Here is a 17,866-nt window from a genome sequence, read left to right as displayed (position 1 = left end):
GGGGCTTTCCCAATGTCAAAGATCGTCAACTCGCTGGCCTTGCATGCGCGCCCTGCCTACAGTTGCCTGCACAAGCAACCCCACTGCATTGCAGGAAGCGCATCCATGGCGATCTGTCAACTCCACTACTCCGGGCAGCGGCTGCCCGGCCGCCACGCGCTTGCCGCGCGCCAGGCCGCCGCCAGCGTCCCCCATGCATGGAGCCAGCCCGCCGCCGCGTCCCTGCCCGCCGCCGCGCCCCTGCGCATGCCGCCCGCCGGCACCCGCCCCGTGCCGGGCGACGAGGGCCTGCCCGCCTACATCGAACACATCGCCCCCGCCCTGGGCCACGTCGACCGCCATGCGGGCCTGCTCGCCTACTGCCGCGGCCTGCTGCTGCCGCTGCCGCGCAAGACCATGGACGTGCTGGCCCAGGCGCTCGACCCGCAGCGTGCCGGCGCCCTGCACCAGTCGCTGCACCACTTCGTCTCCAAGTCCGGCTGGTCCGACGCCGCCGTGCTGCGCCGCGTGGCCCAGTGGGTGCTGCCGCGCATGGACATGCGCGCCGGCGGCTACTGGGTGCTGCAGCAGACCGCGCTGGTGCCCGAAGGCCAGAACCCCGCCGCCGCCGGGCCGCAGCGCCGCGCCGTCAGCGTGTCGCTGGCGGGTGCAGACGGCAGCCTGCCCGTGTCGTGGCAGCGCTACCTGCCCCATGCCTGGGCCACCGATGCGCAGCAGCGCCGCAAGGCCGCGGTGCCCGCCGGCCAGGCCTTCGCCACGCCGGTGCGCATGGCGCTCAACCAGCTCGCCGCGCTGCGCGCGGAGGGCGCGCCCGCTTGGTGCGTGGTGGCCGACGCCGGCCTGGGCACCGAGCCCACCCTGCGCGACGGCCTGGCCGCCCTGGGCCTGCCCTATGTGGTCGAATCCGACGCTGGCGTCCGCGCCAGCGTGGACGGCGCGGCGCCGGCCCCGCTGCGCGACATCGCCCGCGCGCTGGCGCCGCGGGCCTGGCGCACGCTGTGCTGGCAGGACGGCGACGGCACCGAATACAGCGGCCGCTTCGCCGCCGTGCGGGTGCGCATGGCGCGCAGCCGCCGCGCGCCCGAGGCCGCGCAATGGCTGCTCGTCGAATGGCCCGCGCGGCAGTCCGCGCCGCTGCGCTACATGCTGTCCACGCTGCCCGAGCACGCCAGCCTGGTCGACCTGGTGGCCGCCATCAACACGGGCCGCCGCGCCGCGCGCGACCTGCAGGCCATGCGCCGCGACTTCGGCCTGGGCGACTACGAGGGCCGCAGTTGGCGCGGCTTCGTGCACCATGCCACGCTGGCGACGGTGGCGTACGGCTGGCGCATGGCGCAGCGGCTGCAACAGCGCTGCTGAGCCTGCAGGCCAGGAGCGGCGCCAGCGCAGACGCTGCCTGCGCTGGCAGCTACTGAATTGATAGCGGTCGGCGCAGAGGCCCTACATCAGCAGGTGCTCGCCCGCGTTGTCCCCGCCCAGGATCACGTAGTTGACCCGGCGGATGTCCATCAGCCGCGTGCCGCCCGCGTAGCTGATGGAGCTTTGCACGTCCTGCTCCATCTCGACCAGCGTGTCGGCCAGATGGCCCTTCACCGGCTCCAGGATGCGCTTGCCCTCCACGTGGCGGTACTCGCCCTTGTTGAAGTCGCTGGCGCTGCCGTAGTACTCCTTGTAGAGCGCGCCGTCCACCTCCACGGTGGTGCCGGGCGATTCCTCGTGGCCCGCGAACAGCGAGCCGATCATCACCATGCTGGCGCCGAAGCGCACGCTCTTGGCGATGTCGCCGTGGCTGCGGATGCCCCCGTCGGCGATGATGGGCTTGGTGGCCACGCGGGCGCACCACTTCAGCGCGCTCAACTGCCAGCCGCCGGTGCCGAAGCCGGTCTTGAGCTTGGTGATGCAGACCTTGCCGGGGCCGATGCCCACCTTGGTCGCGTCCGCGCCCCAGTTCTCCAGGTCGATCACCGCCTCGGGCGTGCCCACGTTGCCCGCGATCACGAAGGCGCCGGGCAGCCGGCGCTTGAGGTAGGCGACCATGTTCTTCACCGCGTCGGCGTGGCCGTGGGCGATGTCGATGGTCACGTAGGCGGGCTCCAGCCGCTCCTCGGCCAGCCGGTCCACGGTGGTGTAGTCGGCCTGCTTCACGCCCAGCGAGATGGAGGCGAAGCAGCCCTTGTCGTGCATGCCGCGCACGAAGGCCACGCTGTCCAGGTCGAAGCGGTGCATCACGTAAAAGTAGCCGTTGGCCGCCAGCCAGGCGCAGATCTTCTCGTCCACCACCGTTTTCATGTTGGCCGGCACCACGGGCAGGCGGAAGCTGCGCGGGCCCAGGGTGACGCTGGTGTCGCATTCCGCGCGGCTGTCCACGCGGCACTTGCGCGGCAGCAGCAGGATGTTGTCGTAGTCGAAGATTTCCATGGCAAGGCTCCAAGCTCCAGTGAAGGGGCCGGGCGGAGGGATTTCCACCACGGCTGGGCGCTTGGCCTGATGCCGGCTTTTGGGGCGCTGGCGGCGAACGCGGGCGCAAAAAAACCGGGCGTCAGGAAACTTGGGCCCGGTGGCTGATTCTAGGCCGCCCGTGTTGCCCCGGCCTGCGCGGGGGCTTATGGCCGGTATATGGGAAATAAGGGGAACCGGCTGGCGGCTACTGCGTGGCTGGCGGCGCGCAGCGCGACACGGCGGCGGCCTGGATGCGCCCGCGCGCGTCCTGCAGCAGCCCCACCAGGCGCAACCGCTCGGGGCGCGCGCCTGCGGGGATGGACATGGATCGCCGCTCCTGGTAGCCCAGGGGCCCGTCGCCGTCGAGCTGCAGCGCCGGCCCGCTCCACGGCGCGGCCAGCGCGTTGCGCACCAGGTTGCGCTCCACCGGCGAGCCCTCGGTGCCGGTGGGCAGTGTTTCCACCAGCAGCAGCCAGGCGGTCAGCGGCGCGCCCGGGCGCGGCGGCTGCCGGCCCGCGGGCGGCAGGTAGCGCATCGCCGTGCCCAGATAGCCGCCCACGGGCACGCCGCGCGCCACGCGCAGGCCCGGCAGGGCCTGCTGCTGGACTGGCTGCGGGCCTTGCGGCGCGCGCATGGCCACGGCGGCGCGGCGCGTGCTGGTTGCGGCGGGCGCCTTCAGGCCCAGCGATGCCAGCCGCTCGGTGCTGTCGCGCGTGGCGGCGGCGGAGAGCGGCGCCTCGTCGCCGCGCGGGCTGGGCACGATCCAGTCCAGCGCCAGCTCGCCCGCGGCCGGCACCTGCGCGGGGCGGCTCCAGCAGGCTGCGCAGTCGGCGCTCATGAAGCGCTCCACGATGGCGGCGGGCGCGGGCTCGCCGTCGCTCGTGCAGGCGGTGAGCCACTGGGCCGCGGCGGCGCCCGCGTGCAGCAGGGCGGTGATGATTGCCGCGGCGCGGGCGGCGCGGGGGAAGGGCGGGGGCATGGACTTCGGCCGGGTTCCTACAATCGCGGCATGTTCCCACAACACCCGCCCGCCGCGCAGCCCGCCGCCGGCATGGCCCCGCAAGCCTCCCCCCTGCTGCGCAACCTCAACCCCGAGCAACTGGCCGCCGTCACGCTGCCCGCAGGCCATGCGCTGATCCTGGCCGGCGCGGGCTCGGGCAAGACGCGCGTGCTCACCACGCGCATCGCCTGGCTGCTGCAGAACGGGCTGGCCACGCCGGGCGGCATCCTGGCCGTCACCTTCACCAACAAGGCGGCCAAGGAGATGCTCACGCGCCTGTCGGCGCTGCTGCCCATCAACGTGCGCGGCATGTGGATCGGCACCTTCCACGGCCTGTGCAACCGGCTGCTGCGCGCGCACCACAAGCTCGCCAACCTGCCGCAGGCGTTCCAGATACTGGACACGCAGGACCAGCTCAGCGCCATCAAGCGGCTGATGAAGCAGTTCAACGTCGATGACGAACGCTTCCCGCCCAAGCAGGTGCAGTGGTTCATCGCCGGCGCCAAGGAAGACGGCCGCCGGCCCGGCGACGTGGAGGGCGGCAACGAGGACGACCGCAAGAAGATCGAGCTGTACCAACTGTACGAGGAGCAGTGCCAGCGCGAGGGCGTGGTCGATTTCGGCGAGCTGATGCTGCGCAGCTACGAGCTGCTGCGCGACAACGACGCCATCCGCGCGCACTACCAGCGCCGCTTCCGCCACATTCTGGTCGATGAGTTCCAGGACACCAACCGCCTGCAGTACGCCTGGCTCAAGCAGCTTGCCGGCCCCGAATCCAGCGTGCTGGCCGTGGGCGACGATGACCAGAGCATCTACGCCTTCCGCGGCGCGCGGGTGGGCAACATGGCCGACTTCGTGCGCGAGTTCAACGTGGCCCACCAGATCAAGCTGGAGCAGAACTACCGCAGCTTCGGCAACATCCTCGACGCCGCCAACGAGCTGATCGGCCACAACAGCAGTCGCCTGGGCAAGAGCCTGCGCACCGAGCAGGGCGCGGGCGAGCCGGTGCGCGTGTACGAATCCACCAGCGACCTGGGCGAGGCGCAGTGGATGGTGGAAGAGATACGCAACCTCGTGCGCGGTGGGCGCGGCGCCGGGCCCTCCCAAGCCGCGCCAGCCGCCCCGGGGGGCGGCGCAGCACACGAAGCGGCAAGCGCGGGGGCTGAGGGATATGAAAAGCGCGAGATCGCCATCCTCTACCGCAGCAACGCGCAAAGCCGCGTGATCGAGACTGCGCTCTTCAACGCCGCCGTGCCCTACCGTGTGTACGGCGGCCTGCGCTTCTTCGAGCGCGCCGAGATCAAGCACGCGCTGGCCTACCTGCGCCTGCTGGAGAACCCGCACGACGACACCAGCTTTCTGCGCGTGGCCAACTTCCCCGCGCGCGGCATCGGCGCGCGCACGCTGGAGCAGTTGCAGGACGCCGCGCGCAAGGCCGGCGCCTCGCTGCACGACGCCGTGGCCGGCATCCCCGGCAAGGCGGGGGCCAACCTGGCCGGCTTCGTCGCCATGATCGACGTGATGCGCGAGCAGACTAAAGGGCTGCCGCTGCGCGAGATCATCGAAGTGGTCAACGACGCCAGCGGCCTGGTGGAGCACTACCGCCACGAGCGCGAAGGCGCCGACCGCATCGAGAACCTGCACGAGCTGGTGAACGCCGCCGAGAGCTTCGTCACGCAGGAGGGCTTTGGCCGCGACGCCGTGGCCCTGCCCGTCGATGAACTGCGCGGCGAGCCGCCGCACGGGGACGAACTGGCGCAAAGCCCCGCCAGCCAGGGCATAGACCCCGCGCGCCCGCTGCTCGACGAACCGCTCGCGCCCGACGCGCAAACCGGCGAGACCCTGAGCCCGCTGGCCGCCTTTCTGACCCACGCCGCGCTGGAGGCCGGCGACAACCAGGCCCAGGCCGGGCAGGACGCGGTGCAGCTCATGACCGTGCACTCGGCCAAGGGCCTGGAGTTCGACTGCGTGTTCATCGGCGGGCTGGAAGAGGGCCTGTTCCCGCACCAGAACGCCATGAGCGACCGCGACGGGCTGGAGGAAGAGCGCCGCCTGATGTACGTGGCCATCACCCGCGCCCGCAAGCGCCTGTACCTGAGCCACGCGCAGACCCGCCTGCTGCACGGCCAGATGCGCTACAGCGTGCCCAGCCGCTTCTACGACGAACTGCCCGAAGGCGCGCTCAAGTGGATCACGCCCAGGCACGGCGGCTTCGGCGCATATGCTCCTGATTCGATAGCTACAGGCGCAGGAACGACAGGCGCTGGCGGCCCATTCGGCAAGTATTCATCGCCCTTCGCCAGCTTCAGCAACGTGGTGCGCGGCACCCCGCCCGTGGCGCAGAAGGCCGCTCCCTCGCACGGCCTGCGCGCGGGCCTGCAGGTGTTCCACGCCAAGTTCGGCGAAGGCACCGTGCTGTCCATCGAAGGCATGGGCGACGACGCGCGCGCGCAGGTCAACTTCGCGCGCCATGGGGTGAAGTGGCTGGCGCTTTCCGTCGCCAAGCTCACCGTCGTCGAATAGCGGGCGTCGCAGCCCAGCGTTTTCAGCAGGACTTGCGCAAACAAGGATGCACCAGCCGTTGCGTCCAGAAGGCGGGCGTCTCGCCTGAACCCGTTTTGCGTAAGTCGTGTTCAGAAGTGCCGGCGCGGCACATGGTGCCGTGCCCGCATGGCGTGGTTTTGCGGCTTGGCTGGCATACTCCCCCACACCCATCTTCCCGCCGCCCTGAAAACGGGCGGTGTGGCAATATACTCCCCTACCTCCGTGCCCCGGCGCGCTGCCGCAGCCCCCATCCGGCCGCGCCCAGCAGCAGCGCCAGCAGCGCCAGCGCCCACTGCGACAGCGTGGGCACGCCCGTCACGCCGCCGCCGGGCGGCAGTGGGGGCGCGGCGGCGAACACCAGCTTCACCGTATTGGGGACGGCCACCGTGTCGTACACCACGCTGGCCGTCAGGCCGGCGACGGCGGGCAGGGTTCCTATGGTGAAGTTGCCGGCAATGGTGCCCGCCGTCAGCAGCGTGTAGCTCCCCGCCACGGGCGTGCCGGCCAGGTTGGTGACGTTCAGCATGGTCGCATTCAGCGTGGCCGTGCCGCCGACGGCCAGCAGGTCGGCGGCGGGCGGCAACGCGCTGGCGTCGATCTCGGCGCTGTAGGTGCCGGTCAGGGCCGCGTCGCCCGCCACGCTGATGGTGCCCACCGAATGGCCTGGCGCCAGCGTGCCGTTGAGCGCCAGGCTGCCCGCCACCGTGGCCGTGCCCTTGAGCGTGCTGCCCGCACCCGTCAGCAGCAGGTCGCCCGTCACCGTGGTGCCGGTCAGGTCCAGCATGTTGCCGGCGCCGGTGAAACGCACGGCGGCGCCGGGGGGCAGCCCGCCGATGTCGCCGCCCGCGCCGGCCGCGATGCTGCTGCCGCTGCTGGCGATGATGGTGTTGCCGCTGCCTTCCACCCGGATGCCGTCGCCGCCCGCGCCGCCATAGCCGGGCGCGCCGCCGGCAGCGCCGCTGCCGCCCGTGACGGCTTGGCCGCTGCCGATGGTGATGGCATTGCTGGCACCCGCCAGCCAGATGCCGCTGCCCCCGCCGCCGCCGTGGCTGTTGACGAAGGCATCGCTGCCGCCGACACCGCCGTTGCCGCCCGTGGCGCCCCCTTGCAGCGCGATGCTGGCGCCGCTGCCGGTCACGTACATGCCGCCCCCGCCGCCGCCGCCGCCGCCGCGGTTTGGGGTGTTGCCACCGTTGCCGCCGGTCGCGGTGCCGGCAAGGGTGATGGTGGTATTGCCGGTGCCCACCACGGCCCCCGCGCCGCCGCCGCCGGAGCCGCCGTTGCTGCCGCTGATAATGTTGGAGCCGCCCGCGCCGCCGGTCAGCGAAGCCAAGGACGGGTTCGGCAGGTCACTGACGATGACCATGCCGTCGCCGCCGCCGCCGCCGCCGCCGGCAGGAGCGCCGCCATCGCCGCCGGCCCCTCCGCCGATGCCCCCACCGGGGCCTGCACCCACGCCGCCGACACTGCCGGCGCCGCCGTAGCCGGGGGTGCCATTGGCGCCGCTGGCGGGGTTGCCGATGTCGCCGCCGCCGCCAATACCGGCGGCGCCGCCAATGCGGTAGATGTTGCCACCGCCGGCGCCGCCGCCGTAGCCGCCACCGCCAGCGCCGTAGGCGCCGAGCCCTCCGCCTCCGCCGCCCGCCCAGGCCGGCAGCGGCGCGCCCGCCCAGGCCAGGGCGCAGAGCAATACCGCCGCCGCCAAGGCGCGGCGCCGGCTGCGGGGTGGGGAGGGAACGTCCGGGCCGTAGGGCCGGCGGTCAATCAAGGGCATGGAGTCGAAGGAGTGCATGGACGGAGGGACTATTTCAGGGAAGGCGCCCATCGCGGCGCCCGCGCGTTGTGGGCCGGTAGGATGTGCGTCAAAATGCAAGAAATCACAAACCTGCCATTCATAAACCAGCCATTGTGGCGGCGTCCGCATTCCCTTGGCAATTCCCCAAAAGAGTGAATTTCATGCTCGCCCCTGCCGCCTCCCCTGCCTTGCCGCCAACCCTGCCTGCTGCCTTGCAGTCGGCGCTGGACCGATCCCTGGTACGGCTGTATTCGTCCGACCTGGACTTGCACGCCTTGCCGCAGGCCATCTTCGGCTGCGTGGACGAACTGATCGCGGTGGAGCAGGTGTCGTATGGCGAGTTCCACGCCCCGAGCCGTGATTTCCGCTGCCTGTTCCTGCACAACCCCGACGAGGGCCACCAGCGCACGATGAGCCTGGAGGCGTACAACCGCCACGCGGCCAGCCATCCGTTCTGGCAGAACGATCCGGCGTTCTATGGCGAGCGGGCGCTGCGCGAGTCGGATTTCTTCACCGACGCGGAGTTCATGGAACTGCCGATCGCGCGCGAGGTGTTCCTGCCGTCTGGGGCGCGCCGGATCATGGGCATCGTGATCGCGCTGCATGGCTACGTGGTGACGATCGCGTGCCACCGCGTGCTGGGGCGGCCCGCATTTTCCGACGGCGAGCGCGATCTGCTGCAGGCGCTGCGCGGGCATGCGCAGCGCCTGCACCGCCAGGCGCTGGAGCGCATGGTGGCGTCGCTCACGCTGCGCGAGCGGCTGGCCTACCTGTGCCCGGACCTGACGCGGCGCCAGCGTGACGTGGCGGTGCGGCTCGCGCAGTCGATGTCGAACGAAGCGATCGCGCAGGAATTGCACGTGAGCCTGGATACGGTGAAGAGCCATGTGCGCACGCTGTTCGAGAAGCTGGGCGTGGAGGATCGACTGGCCGCCGCGATGGCGATCATGCAAAAGCCGCTGTTCGCCCGGCTGCCGCCGCTGTGGAGCCTGCCCGGCTCGCACGGTGGGCCGGCGGGCGCGCAGGTGAACGCTCCCCCGGGCGAGGCGGATGCCATTGCCGGCGCGCTGCGCGCGTAGGCGCGGCTGGGCTGCGCCTCTGCCACAATCGCGGCCATGTTCACCGGAATCATCACGGGCGTGGGACGCATCGTCGCCGCGCAGGATCTGGGCGCCGCCGCGGGCTATGGCAAGCGCCTGGCGATCGAGGCGCCCGCGGGTTATCTCGACGATGTGGCGCCGGGCGACAGCATCGCGCTCAACGGCGCCTGCATGACGGTTGCGGCGCTGCAGCCGCAGGCGGGGCGGTTCGACATCGACATTTCGCAGGAGTCGCTGGGCAGGACCACGGGGCTCGGCGCGCCGGGCCCGGTCAATCTGGAGAAGGCGGTGCGCGCGGACGACCGGCTGGGCGGCCACATCGTGTCGGGGCACGTGGACGGCGTGGGCCGCGTCACGCACTTCGCGCGGGTGGGCGAAAGCTGGGAACTGCGCGTGCTGGCGCCGCCCGAACTGGCGCGCTTCCTGGCCTACAAGGGTTCGGTGGCGGTCAACGGCGCGAGCCTGACGGTGAACCGCGTGCAGGACGCGCCCGAGGGCTGCGAGATCAGCATCAACCTCATCCCGCACACGGTGGAAAACACGACGCTGGGCACGCTGGCGCCGGGCGCCGCCGTCAACCTGGAGGTCGATACGGTGGCGCGCTATGTGGCGCGCATGCTGGAGCTGCGTGCGCAGCCATGACGCAGCAGGCGCTGGCGCTCCAGGACATTCTTTTCACGCAAGGCTTCGGCACCCGCCGCATCTGCGCGGGGCTGGTGCAGCAGGGGTACGTGTCCGTGGCGCGGCCCGGAGACGGCGCACCCTGCGCCTGCACCGATCCGGCGCAGGCTTTCGTGCCCGACGGCCTGCGCTTCTGGGTGCAGGGCGCCGCGTGGGAATACCACGCCCGCGCCTACCTCATGCTGCACAAGCCGGCGGGGGTGGAGTGTTCGCAGAAGCCATCCACCTACCCGAGCGTCTATACGCTGCTGCCCGCGCCGCTGCGCTCGCGTCCTTCCAAGAGCGCCGTGGCGGGCGTGCAGGCCACCGGACGGCTGGACCAGGACACGACGGGGCTGCTGCTGCTGAGCGACGACGGTCAGTTCATCCACCGCATGGCATCGCCGAAGAAGCATGTGCCCAAGGTGTACGAGGTGGCCGCGAAGCATGCCGTGGACGCGGCGCAGGTGCGGCTGCTGCTGGAGGGAGTGGTGCTAGACGACGACCCGCGCCCCGTGCGCGCGGCGGCCTGCGAGCGCATAGGTGAATATGGGCTGCGGCTGACGCTGACCGAGGGCAAGTACCACCAGGTCAAGCGCATGGTGGCCGCGGCGGGCAACCGCGTGGAGCGGCTGCACCGCAGCCGCATCGGCGCGCTGGACCTGCCGCCCGACCTGGCGCCGGGCCAGTGGCGCTGGCTCACGCAGGTCGAACTGGCGCTGGTGACGGCGCAGGCGCCTGCATAAACCTGGAAACGGCAGTTGACCGCTTTGCATCCCTTGCCAGGCCGCATGCAATCGAGCGTTGACGGCTTCGATGGGGTTCACCTCGTGGGTGAGAGCGCCATGCACCTGCCAGCACCGCGCTCGGCGCGCCATGCGGCGTTGCTCCTCCTTGCGGGCATCAAGCCCGCCGCGTCGCCCGGTCTTGCCTGGCACGCCGATCACGGCACCGGCAGGCGCATCCAACTGCCGTTTCCAGGATAAAAAATGCCCCCCGGTGCGAACCGGGGGGCATGGCGGACGGGGGGTGCGGAGCGGTCAGCGCTGCGCGAGGGGTTTCACGTCGCGCTTGGTGGTGCCGGTGAACAACTGGCGCGGGCGGCCGATCTTGTACTCGGGGTCGCCGATCATCTCGTTGAGCTGGGCGATCCAGCCGACGGTGCGGGCCAGCGCGAAGACGGCGGTGAACAGGCTCACGGGGATGCCAATGGCGCGCTGCACGATGCCGGAGTAGAAGTCGACGTTCGGGTAGAGCTTGCGCTGCACGAAGTAGTCGTCTTCCAGAGCGATCTTCTCGAGCTGCTTGGCTAGCGCGAGCAGCGGGTCTTTTTCCAGGCCCAGTTCGGATAGCACTTGGTTGCAGGTTTCCTGCATGAGCTTTGCGCGTGGGTCGTAGTTCTTGTAAACACGGTGGCCGAAGCCCATGAGCTTGACGCCGGAGGACTTGTCCTTGACCTTCTCCATGAACTCGCCGACCTTGGCGATGCCGCCGTTGGCCTGGATGTGTTCGAGCATGTTCAGGCAGGCTTCGTTGGCGCCGCCGTGGGCCGGGCCCCAGAGGCAGGCCACGCCTGCCGCGATGGCGGCGAACGGATTGGTGCCCGAGGAGCCGCACAGGCGCACGGTGGAGGTGGAGGCGTTCTGCTCGTGGTCGGCGTGCAGGATGAAGATGCGGTCGAGCGCCTTCTCGACGACGGGGTTGACCTTGTATTCCTCGCACGGGGTGCCGAACATCATGTGTGTGAAGTTGCCCGCATAGGACAGCGAGTTCTTCGGGTACATGAAGGGCTGGCCGATGCTGTACTTGTAGGCCATGGCGACCAGCGTGGGCATCTTGGCGATCAGGCGGATCGCGGCGATCTCGCGGTGCTCGGGGTTGTTGATGTCGGTGCTGTCGTGGTAGAAGGCCGAAAGTCCACCCACCAGGCCCGTGAGCACGGCCATCGGGTGCGCGTCGCGGCGGAAGCCGCGCAGGAAGAACTGCATCTGTTCGTTGACCATGGTGTGCTTGGTCACGGTCTCGGTGAACGTCTGCTTCTGTGCGGCATTGGGCAGCTCGCCGTAGAGCAGCAGGTGGCAGGTTTCGAGGAAGTCGCAGTTCACCGCGAGCTGCTCGATGGGGTAGCCGCGGTAGAGCAGTTCGCCCTTGTCGCCGTCGATGTAGGTGATGGCGGACTGGCATGCGGCCGTGGACAGGAAGCCCGGGTCATAGGTGAACATGCCCGTCTGCGCGTACAACTTGCGGATGTCGATCACGTCCGGCCCGATGGTGCCGTGGTAGACCGGCAGGTCGACGCTGGGGCTGCCGTTACTGAACGACAGGGTGGCTTTGTTGTCAGCAAGTTTCATTTCGACTTTCCTTCTAGGGTTGACCCAACATCTGGCGGGGTGCGCTTCGCATCACAGATGCGCATCAGCTCCAGCACTTCTCTTACTTCATGCGTATCGGTGGCGCCTGCGGGCTCCTTGCGGCGCAGGAGCAGGTCCAGCAGGTCGTTGTCTGCCAGATCCATCAATACGGTCAATCCACGCGCATGCGCCGCTGTGAGCGATGGCTCGTGTCGCGTGAAGAAACGCTCGATGAACAGATCGTTCTCGAGCAGTCCACGCTTGCAGCGCCACTTGAGCTTGCCGAGTTCCCGCGCTTGCAGCGGCTCGGCGGCAGGCTGGCGTGCCGGTGGTGCGGTCATGTCGGTGTCCACGGTGCCTTCGGTTTACGGATGCGCGGGTGGTCACACCGCGCGGCGCACCATCAGTTCCTTGATTTTGCCGATCGCCTTCGTGGGGTTCAGGCCCTTGGGGCAAACGTCCACACAGTTCATGATGGTATGACAGCGGAACAGGCGGTACGGATCCTCGAGGTTGTCCAGGCGCGCGCCAGTGGCCTGGTCGCGGCTGTCGGCGATGAAGCGGTAGGCCTGCAGCAGGCCCGCGGGGCCGACGAACTTGTCGGGGTTCCACCAGAAGCTCGGACAACTCGTGGAGCAGCTCGCGCACAGGATGCATTCGTACAGGCCGTTGAGCTCCTCGCGCTCTTCGGGCGACTGCAGGCGCTCCTTCTCGGGCGGCGTGTTCTCGTTGATGAGGTAGGGCTTGACCGAGTGGTACTGGTTGAAGAACTGGGTCATGTCCACGATCAGGTCGCGGATCACGGGCAGGCCGGGCAGGGGCTTGAGGACGATCGGGTCCTTGAGCGTGCGCAGGTTGGTCAGGCAGGCCAGGCCGTTCTTGCCGTTGATGTTCATGGCGTCGGAGCCGCACACGCCTTCGCGGCAGGAGCGGCGGAAGGCAATGGACGGGTCCTGGGCCTTGAGCTTGATCAGCGCGTCGAGCAGCATGCGCTCGTGGCCGTCGAGTTCGATCTCCACCGTCTGCAGGTACGGCTTGGCGTCCTTGTCCGGGTCGTAGCGGTAGATCTTGAAGGTGCGTTTGATGGTGCTCATGGGGGTGCTTTCTTGTTTTGTCGCTTAGAAAGTACGTGGCTTCGGCGGCACGGTCGGCACCGTCAGCGGTTTCAGGCGCACGGGCTTGTAGTCGAGGCGGTTGCCCTCGCGGTACCACAGCGTGTGCTTCATCCATTCCTTGTCGTTGCGGCCCAGCGGAAAGTCGGCGTCGTCGGCCGGGCGGTCGTAGTCGTCCACCGAGTGCGCGCCGCGGCATTCGTGGCGGGCGGCGGCGGAGATCATCGTGGCCTTGGCGACTTCGATGAGGTTCTCCACTTCCAGCGCTTCCATGCGCGCCGTGTTCCAGACCTTGGACTTGTCCTTGAGCGCGATGCTCGGCACGCGCTCGGCCACTTCCTTGATCTTGGCAACGCCTTCGTCCATGGACGCCTGGGTGCGGAAGACGCCCGCGTGGGCCTGCATGGTCGTGCGGATGTCGTTTGCGACGTCTTGCGCGTATTCGCCGCTGCTGGAGCTTTCGAGACGGTTCAGGCGGCTGAGTGAAAAATCGGCAGCATTGGCGGGCAGTTCCTTGGCTGCGGCGGTGGCCTTGCTGTATTCGGTGATGTGGTTGCCCGCAGAGCGGCCGAACACTACGAGGTCGAGCAGCGAGTTGGTACCCAGGCGGTTGGCGCCATGCACGCTCACGCACGAGCATTCGCCCACCGCGTAGAGGCCGCCGACGATTTTCTCGCCGCCGCTGCCGTCGGGCGTGACGACCTGGCCGTGGATGTTGGTCGGGATGCCGCCCATCTGGTAGTGGATGGTGGGCACCACGGGGATCGGCTCCTTGGTGATGTCCACGTTGGCAAAGTTGACGCCGATCTCGAACACCGAGGGCAGGCGCTTGTGGATGGTCTCCGCCCCCAGGTGGTCGAGCTTGAGCAGCACGTAGTCCTTGTTGGGGCCGCAGCCGCGGCCTTCCTTGATTTCCTGGTCCATGGAGCGCGACACGAAGTCGCGCGGCGCCAGGTCCTTCAGCGTGGGGGCGTAGCGCTCCATGAAGCGTTCGCCTTCGCTGTTGATGAGGATGGCGCCCTCGCCGCGGCAGCCTTCGGTGAGCAGCACGCCGGCGCCGGCCACGCCGGTGGGGTGGAACTGCCAGAACTCCATGTCCTGCAGCGGCAGGCCCGCGCGCGCGGCCATGCCCAGGCCGTCGCCGGTGTTGATGAAAGCGTTGGTCGAGGCCTGGAAGATGCGGCCCGCGCCGCCCGTGGCGAGCAGCGTGGCCTTGGCCTGCAGGGTGTAGATCTCGCCGGTTTCCAGCTCCAGCGCGGTCACGCCCACCACATCGCCGTCGGCGTCGCGGATCAGGTCCAGCGCCATCCATTCGACGAAGAACTGGGTGCGCGCCTCCACGTTCTTCTGGTAGAGCGTGTGCAGCAGCGCATGGCCGGTGCGGTCGGCGGCGGCGCAGGCGCGCTGCACGGGCTTTTCGCCGTGGTTGGCGGTGTGGCCGCCGAAGGGGCGCTGGTAGATGGTGCCGTCGGCGTTGCGGTCGAACGGCATGCCGAAGTGCTCCAGTTCATACACCGCGTTGGGCGCCTGGCGGCACATGAATTCGATGGCATCCTGGTCGCCGAGCCAGTCGGAGCCCTTCACGGTGTCGTAGAAGTGCCATTCCCAGTTGTCGTCGCTCATGTTGCCGAGCGAGGCGCCGATGCCGCCCTGCGCGGCCACGGTATGCGAGCGGGTGGGGAACACCTTGGAGAGCACGGCGACGTTGAGGCCCGCGCGCGAAAGCTGCAGGGACGCCCGCATGCCGGAGCCGCCGGCCCCCACGATGATGACGTCGAACTTGCGCTTGGAGATGTTGGCTTGGGTGTAGCTCATTGTGTTTTGGCTTTCAGTCTCGCGGGGGGAATCAAAGGCGCCACAGAACCTGCACTGCCCAGCCGGCGCAGCCGACGAGCCAGACGAGGGTGAGGAGGTCGAGCAGCAGACGGCCCCAGACGGGCTTGATGTAGTCCATCCAGATGTCGCGCACGCCCACCCATGCGTGGTAGGCCAGGGAGACGATGACGGCGAACGCCAGCACCTTCATCCATTGGCGCGCGAAGATGCCCGACCAGGTGTCGTAGCCGATCGGGCCCTTGCTGAAGATCACCTGCGCCAGCAGCAGCACGGTGAACAGCGCCATCAGGGCGGCGGTGGCGCGCTGGGCCAGCCAGTCGCGCAGGCCGTAGTGGGCGCCGACGACGGTGCGCTTGGAGCCGTAATTCACAGACATGGGAAGTCCTTCTTGTAGTGCGTATCGAGGGGGAAGGGGAGCAGGGCGGCGCGCGGGGCTCAGTACAGGCCGAACAGCTTGGCGCCCAGGATCACGGTCAGGCCGATGCCCAGCACGAGCGTGACGAGCGCGGAGGTGCGGCCGAACTCCTTGCTCACCGAGTGGGTCGCATCCATCCAGAGGTGGCGCACGCCGGCAATGAAGTGGTGCAGGTAGGCCCAGATCAGTGCCAGCGCCACCAGCTTGATGAACCAGCCCGGAACAAAACCAAGGCCGCTGTTGAAAGCGGCCTTGAATTTCGAAAACGAGATTTCGGAGGAGATGGATGCATCGAACATCCAGATGATGAACGGCAGTAGCACGAACATCAGCAGCCCGCTGGCGCGGTGCAGGATGGAAACCCAGCCGGCGGGCGGCAGGCGGTAGGTGGTCAGGTCGGTGATGGCGTTGATATTGCGGAACTCGGGCCGCGGCTTGGCGATTTCGGTCATGGCAGGCGCTTTCGTGGGTATAACTGTTTTGTAATTCGGTGACGAGCAAACAACGCAAAATTCTATTGCAACGCACCAGCATCTCTTGGGGGAGCACGGTATTTTCGATGTTGCCGCTCAAGAAGGTGGGGGCAGGGCATGGATCAGCTCAGTGCATTGTGGTAGTGGTGCGTGTCGGTGCGGTAGAGGCCGCGCCGCAGCTCCATGGGCGTGTCATGGTAGGTGCAGGCAAGGCGCTCCACGCTCAGCAGCGGCGTGTGCGCGTCCACGCCCAGCAGGGTCGCCTGCTCGCTATCGGGCAGGACGGCGCGGATTTTCTCGTCCGCGCGCACCATGCGCACGCCGAACTCCAGTTCGAACATTGCATAGGTGGCGCCCGGGTATTGCGCCATGCGCTCGGCGGTCAGTCCCTTGAATGGCTGGCCCGGCAGCCAGATGTCCTCCAGGATGGTGGGCACGCCCGCGAGCGACAGGACGCGCCGCGCCTGCAGCACCGCGTCGCCCGTGCGCAGGGCCAGGCAGCGTGCGATGTCGGCGTTGGCGCGCACGCGCTTGCATTCCAGCACGCGCCGCTGCGCCGGGCCTTCCGCGCGCGCGTCGCCGCTATCGGGCACCAGTCGCAGAAAGCGGTACTGCACCTGCTGCTCGGCGTGCGTGGCGACGAAGGTGCCCTTGCCCTGGCGGCGCACGACGAGGTTCTCGGCGGCCAGCTCGTCGATGGCCTTGCGCACCGTGCCCTGGCTCACGCGGAAGCGCGCGGCCAGCTCGATTTCGCTCGGAATAAGCTCCCCGGGCTTCCACTCGCCCGCCTGCAGGCTCTGCAGGATCAGCGTCTTGATCTGCTGGTACAGCGGGCTGAAGGCCGGCGTTTGCGGTGCGGCAGCGGAGGAAGAGGAGGGCGTCTGGGCCATTGGCAATGGGATGGGGCGAAACGGACGCGGAAAAAAGCGTGGCGGAGTGGCGGAGTGGCGTGGCGGAGTGGCGGAGTGGCGTGGCGGGCAGGGCTGTGGCTCTCCGATCATATCTTATATAAGACATAAGACAAATTGACGCTGTCCGACTTTCGCGGGTACACTCGCGCACTATCATTCTTCCCCGGCGCGGCTGGTCGGTGCGCCCCAGGCTGGCGGTGCGCGCGACCAACGTCATCACCCAACTTCCAGGAGTTTCCTCATGAGCAAGAAACCTGTCCGCGTTGCCGTCACCGGCGCCGCTGGCCAAATCGGCTACGCCCTGCTGTTTCGCATCGCCTCGGGCGAAATGCTGGGCAAGGACCAGCCGGTGATCCTGCAACTGCTCGAAGTGCCCGTCGAGGGCCCGCAAAAGGCACTCAAGGGCGTGATGATGGAGCTCGACGACTGCGCCTTCCCGCTGCTGGCCGGCATGGAGGCCCATGGCGATCCGATGACCGCCTTCAAGGACGCCGACTATGCCCTGCTGGTCGGCTCGCGCCCCCGTGGCCCCGGCATGGAGCGCGCCGAACTGCTGGCTGTCAATGGCGCCATCTTCACGGCGCAGGGCAAGGCCCTCAATGCCGTGGCCAGCCGCAGCGTCAAGGTGCTGGTGGTCGGCAACCCCGCCAACACCAATGCCTACATCGCCATGAAGTCCGCGCCCGACCTGCCGGCCAAGAACTTCACCGCGATGCTGCGCCTGGACCACAACCGCGCGCTGAGCCAGATCGCCGCCAAGACCGGCAAGGCGGTGGCCGATATCGAGAAGCTCACCGTCTGGGGCAACCATTCGCCCACGATGTACGCCGACTACCGCTTCGCCACCATCAAGGGCGAAAGCGTGGCCAAGTTGATCAACGACCAGGACTGGAACGCCAATGTGTTCCTGCCCACCGTCGGCAAGCGCGGCGCGGCGATCATCGAGGCGCGCGGCCTGTCCTCGGCTGCCTCGGCCGCCAATGCCGCCATCGACCACATGCGCGACTGGGCGCTGGGCACCCAGGGCAAATGGGTCACGATGGGCGTCCCCTCGGGCGGCCAGTACGGCATTCCGAAGGACACGATGTTCGGCTTCCCGGTCACCTGCGAGAGCGGCGAATACAAGATCGTCGAAGGACTGGAAATCGACGCCTTCAGTCAGGAGCGCATCGACAAGACCCTGAAGGAACTGCAGGACGAGCAAGCCGGCGTTGCCCATCTGCTCTGAAC

17 protein-coding genes are annotated in these 17,866 nt (G+C 68.8%); 7 read left to right on the top strand and 10 right to left on the bottom strand.

Going from position 1 to position 17,866, the window contains the following annotated elements:
• Positions 1–105: 105 nt before the first annotated feature.
• Positions 106–1,359 carry an IS701 family transposase gene (locus PY257_RS01495; protein ID WP_275738047.1) on the top strand — a complete coding sequence of 418 codons (1,254 nt, stop codon included), beginning with the start codon at positions 106–108 and terminating at the stop codon, positions 1,357–1,359.
• A gap of 81 nt (positions 1,360–1,440) precedes the next feature.
• On the opposite strand, the gene PY257_RS01490 is transcribed toward PY257_RS01495, so the two are convergent.
• Together PY257_RS01490 and PY257_RS01485 are read right to left on the bottom strand one after the other, a co-directional pair.
• Positions 1,441–2,418: a GMP reductase gene (locus tag PY257_RS01490; RefSeq protein ID WP_275738045.1), complete on the bottom strand. Its 978-nt coding sequence runs from the start codon at positions 2,416–2,418 to the stop codon at positions 1,441–1,443.
• A 226-nt stretch (positions 2,419–2,644) separates the two neighbouring features.
• Complete coding sequence (locus PY257_RS01485; protein WP_275738043.1) at positions 2,645–3,418, bottom strand: hypothetical protein; 774 nt, start codon at positions 3,416–3,418, stop codon at positions 2,645–2,647.
• A gap of 30 nt (positions 3,419–3,448) precedes the next feature.
• Between PY257_RS01485 and PY257_RS01480 the strand changes: the two genes are divergently transcribed.
• Positions 3,449–5,962 carry a UvrD-helicase domain-containing protein gene (locus PY257_RS01480; protein WP_275738041.1) on the top strand — a complete coding sequence of 838 codons (2,514 nt, stop codon included), beginning with the start codon at positions 3,449–3,451 and terminating at the stop codon, positions 5,960–5,962.
• A 235-nt stretch (positions 5,963–6,197) separates the two neighbouring features.
• On the opposite strand, the gene PY257_RS01475 is transcribed toward PY257_RS01480, so the two are convergent.
• Positions 6,198–7,757 carry an IPTL-CTERM sorting domain-containing protein gene (locus PY257_RS01475; RefSeq protein ID WP_275738039.1) on the bottom strand — a complete coding sequence of 520 codons (1,560 nt, stop codon included), beginning with the start codon at positions 7,755–7,757 and terminating at the stop codon, positions 6,198–6,200.
• Positions 7,758–7,939: 182 nt separating this feature from the next.
• Between PY257_RS01475 and PY257_RS01470 the strand changes: the two genes are divergently transcribed.
• Genes PY257_RS01470 through PY257_RS01455 form a run of 4 tightly spaced genes read left to right on the top strand, consistent with a single transcriptional unit; the run spans position 7,940 to position 10,524 of the window.
• On the top strand, positions 7,940–8,857 hold the full coding sequence (locus PY257_RS01470) for a helix-turn-helix transcriptional regulator (protein WP_275738037.1): 918 nt from the start codon (positions 7,940–7,942) through the stop codon (positions 8,855–8,857).
• A gap of 36 nt (positions 8,858–8,893) precedes the next feature.
• Positions 8,894–9,520, top strand: a complete 627-nt coding sequence (locus tag PY257_RS01465; RefSeq protein ID WP_275738035.1) for a riboflavin synthase — start codon at positions 8,894–8,896, stop codon at positions 9,518–9,520.
• An 11-nt stretch (positions 9,521–9,531) separates the two neighbouring features.
• Positions 9,532–10,284 carry a 16S rRNA pseudouridine(516) synthase gene (locus PY257_RS01460; protein ID WP_275738064.1) on the top strand — a complete coding sequence of 251 codons (753 nt, stop codon included), beginning with the start codon at positions 9,532–9,534 and terminating at the stop codon, positions 10,282–10,284.
• 45 nt (positions 10,285–10,329) lie between these two features.
• Positions 10,330–10,524: a hypothetical protein gene (locus PY257_RS01455; protein WP_275738033.1), complete on the top strand. Its 195-nt coding sequence runs from the start codon at positions 10,330–10,332 to the stop codon at positions 10,522–10,524.
• A gap of 54 nt (positions 10,525–10,578) precedes the next feature.
• Here the strand turns inward: PY257_RS01455 and PY257_RS01450 are convergent, their stop codons facing one another.
• The 7 genes from PY257_RS01450 to PY257_RS01420 all read right to left on the bottom strand — a co-directional run bounded on the left by PY257_RS01450 (position 10,579) and on the right by PY257_RS01420 (position 16,615).
• Positions 10,579–11,889 (bottom strand): citrate synthase, encoded by a 1,311-nt coding sequence (locus tag PY257_RS01450; protein ID WP_275738031.1) that lies wholly within the window; start codon positions 11,887–11,889, stop codon positions 10,579–10,581.
• Complete coding sequence (locus PY257_RS01445) at positions 11,886–12,230, bottom strand: FAD assembly factor SdhE (protein WP_275738063.1); 345 nt, start codon at positions 12,228–12,230, stop codon at positions 11,886–11,888. Before PY257_RS01445 ends, PY257_RS01450 begins: the two co-directional genes overlap by 4 nt.
• A 42-nt stretch (positions 12,231–12,272) precedes the next feature.
• Positions 12,273–12,974, bottom strand: coding sequence for a succinate dehydrogenase iron-sulfur subunit (locus PY257_RS01440; protein WP_275738061.1), 702 nt, complete (start codon positions 12,972–12,974; stop codon positions 12,273–12,275).
• A gap of 33 nt (positions 12,975–13,007) precedes the next feature.
• A complete protein-coding gene (gene sdhA / locus PY257_RS01435; RefSeq protein WP_275738029.1) occupies positions 13,008–14,816 on the bottom strand; it encodes a succinate dehydrogenase flavoprotein subunit in 1,809 nt (602 codons plus the stop codon).
• Positions 14,817–14,847: 31 nt separating this feature from the next.
• Positions 14,848–15,213, bottom strand: coding sequence for a succinate dehydrogenase, hydrophobic membrane anchor protein (gene sdhD / locus PY257_RS01430; protein WP_275738027.1), 366 nt, complete (start codon positions 15,211–15,213; stop codon positions 14,848–14,850).
• Between the two features lie 59 nt (positions 15,214–15,272).
• Positions 15,273–15,704, bottom strand: a complete 432-nt coding sequence (gene sdhC / locus PY257_RS01425) for a succinate dehydrogenase, cytochrome b556 subunit (protein ID WP_275738025.1) — start codon at positions 15,702–15,704, stop codon at positions 15,273–15,275.
• Between the two features lie 143 nt (positions 15,705–15,847).
• Positions 15,848–16,615: a GntR family transcriptional regulator gene (locus PY257_RS01420; protein ID WP_275738023.1), complete on the bottom strand. Its 768-nt coding sequence runs from the start codon at positions 16,613–16,615 to the stop codon at positions 15,848–15,850.
• Between the two features lie 262 nt (positions 16,616–16,877).
• Here PY257_RS01420 and PY257_RS01415 point away from each other — a divergent pair, with 262 nt between their 5' ends.
• The gene (locus PY257_RS01415; protein WP_275738021.1) at positions 16,878–17,864 is read left to right on the top strand and encodes a malate dehydrogenase; all 987 of its coding nucleotides are present in this window, start codon (positions 16,878–16,880) and stop codon (positions 17,862–17,864) included.
• Positions 17,865–17,866: the final 2 nt, after the last annotated feature.

The organism is Curvibacter soli (assembly GCF_029211125.1).
GTDB lineage: Bacteria > Pseudomonadota > Gammaproteobacteria > Burkholderiales > Burkholderiaceae_C > Curvibacter_A > Curvibacter_A soli.
The sequence above is the reverse complement of the archived record's forward strand: the minus strand, read 5'-3'. Positions and strand labels throughout refer to the sequence as shown.